Annotated in this window: 1 protein-coding gene; it reads right to left on the bottom strand. The window is 31.9% G+C overall.

Features of this window, described 5'->3' with window-relative positions:
* Positions 1-62: 62 nt before the first annotated feature.
* The gene (locus tag KSU54_RS18325; RefSeq protein WP_003535958.1) at positions 63-2,474 is read right to left on the bottom strand and encodes a glycyl radical protein; all 2,412 of its coding nucleotides are present in this window, start codon (positions 2,472-2,474) and stop codon (positions 63-65) included.
* Between the last annotated feature and the right edge of the window lie 268 nt (positions 2,475-2,742).

Here is a 2,742-nt window from a genome sequence, read left to right as displayed (position 1 = left end):
TAGCATCTTTAATTTCCTCTAAATTCACAGTATCAATAATAAATTCCATTTTTATTCCCCTTTTATAATGTTTGTTCTGTTCTTTCAATTATATCATCTTGAGTTGCTCTTGATAAGACATTAAAGAATGCCGAATACCCTGCAACCCTAACAATCAAATCACGATGCTTTTCTGGATTCTTTTGAGCATCAATCAATGTTTCTCTAGAAACTACGTTATATTGCACATGATAGCCATGTAATCGATTAAAGAAAGTTTTAATTATCATTTCTAATTTCTCTTTATTTTCTTCTGTCGCTAACATTTGTGGTGTTACTTTTTGATTTAATAAAACACCACCGGTAATTTCATGTGTTGGTAATTTTGAAACTGTTTTGAATACCGCTGTAGGTCCATTTTTATCCATTGCATGAGCTGGAGAACAACCTTCAGCAAGTGGAGTATGGGCTTTACGACCATCTGGGGTTGCCATTGTCCCATATCCTTGTCCAACATTAGCAGAAATTGAGGAAGTACCTGCATAGCGAATCCCTCCAACAGGTCCTCTTTGATATCGAGTACTTGGATATTTTTTGATTTCATTAATATATGAATCATATGCCTCTACAACCAATTGATCAACATAATCATCATCATTCCCATATTTAGGAGCTTCATTAATTAACATACTTTGAATTTTTTGATTTTCTTCACTCATAAAATCATCTTGTAAAGCATCCCATAATTGTTGCGGTGTAATCTTTTTTTCCTCAAAAACTAGTTTTTTTATTGCTGCCAAACTATCTGCCATATTAGCAATTCCAATTTGTAATCCAGAAATGAAATCATAGACTGCTCCGCCTTCTTTAATTGTCTTCCCTCTACCAATACAATCTTGAGTCAAGGTTGAACATAAAATATCTGGAACATCACGCTCTGAAGCAAGATCGACTGCATTTTCTACAATTACAGATAATCGGGTAATTTCTCTAATTGACTTATCCCAGGCATCTTGCAACTCTTCAAAAGACTTCATATCTCTAAAATAGCCGTAACCCTTTACAAATCGTTTACCAGAAGTTACATCTACTCCATCATTCATCACTGCTAATAAAATTCTTGGGAAATTTTGATATGACATTCCTGTACAACGATATCCCCATTTCCCAGGAACAGCTGTTTCAACACAACCAATTGCTGAATAATTATAAGCATCTTCCTCTTTTACTCCCAGATCAATAAACGAAGGAATAATAATTTCATCATTATTAAATGCCGGCATTCCTGTTCCTAACTTCATAACTTCGATACATTCATCTAAAAATTCTTTATTTAAACCATTATAATATCTAACAGTCAAATTAGGCTGTGGCAATCTTGTTTGAGCAACAGATTTCAAAACTAAAAACGAAAGTTTGTTCACTGCATCTTTTTTATCAGGAGTTTGTCCACCAATAGTTACATTTTGGTACATTGGACTACCAGCACTGCTAAATGTGTGAGCCTGGCTTCTGACCTTATTAATAGTTAATGTTTTGATCCATAAATTTGTTAGCAACTCAACAGCTTCCTCATCCGTGATTACGCCTTTTTCTAGATCCGCTTTCAAATATGGATACATATATTGATCGAAACGTCCATATGATAATGAATGTCCATTAGATTCAATTTGCAAAATCAATTGAATAAACCAAACTGATTGAATCGCTTCTTTAAAAGATGAAGCTGGTTCATAAGGCACTTTAGAACAAATATTACTAATTTCTAATAACTCATCCTTTCTATGACTTTGAGCATTTTCAGCCATTTCTTGAGCAAGAAGACTAAACCTATCAGCATAAGTTTTAACTGCTTCAATTACAATCAATACAGCTTTATAAAAAACATATTTATCAATATTTTCCGGAACACATAGATCCAACTCTGCTTTTAATTGTCGCACTCTTTTTTCATAACCAACTAATCCTATTTTTAGTAACTGTTCATAATCAACCGCAAGATGTGCATCTCCAGAATTTAATTTTCCTTCCATTCCAAAGAAACCAGTTTCCATAAAAACATTTACTTCTTCAGGTAGTAAAGCTTCCCCCTTAGCTCTTAAATTATTATTCTCCCAAAATGGTGCAATTGAACGTAAAGCTGCTTTTGTTTCTTCAGTAATATAAAAAACATCACCATCTCTTTTTTCAAATTTGTCCAATTCATCAATAACAAATTCTAACGTATATTCGGGAAAAATTGGAGCATCTTTATTTGAAGCAGCCTGATTCCCAACTATTAAAGTTTCATCTTCAATATAAATTGACATTTTCTCTAAAATATTTTTTAACATTAGTGCCCGTTTCATAACCGGTGGCTGATTTTGATATAATCTATAAGATTCTGTAGCTAATAATGCTCTCTCTGCACAAATATACGGTTTTTTATCTAAAACCTTTTCTCTAAAATCATTCATTCTAGGTGTTAAATCACCAAAATGTTCAATGTTTTTCATATTTTTCCTCCAAAGTTACTAAAATAAATTATTAAGTTTCGTTCATAACATAAATACACTTCATTTACACCTATATATTAACATATACGAACAATAAGTCAATATTTTTATTTCAAAAGCAGTATATATTAGTTTCAAATGAAATATAAACATTTACAATTTGCAATCAACATGATATTATAAATAATGAAAAGATAAGGAGATATTCATAATGGCTCTATACTAAAACTGGAGGGGAAATATATCCTGCTCCAGTTTTCTTATATTT

The sequence above is a fragment of the Erysipelatoclostridium sp. MSK.23.31 genome (assembly GCF_019125875.1).
In the GTDB taxonomy this organism is placed as follows: Bacteria; Bacillota_I; Bacilli_A; order Erysipelotrichales; family Coprobacillaceae; genus Thomasclavelia; species Thomasclavelia ramosa.
The sequence above is the reverse complement of the archived record's forward strand: the minus strand, read 5'-3'. Positions and strand labels throughout refer to the sequence as shown.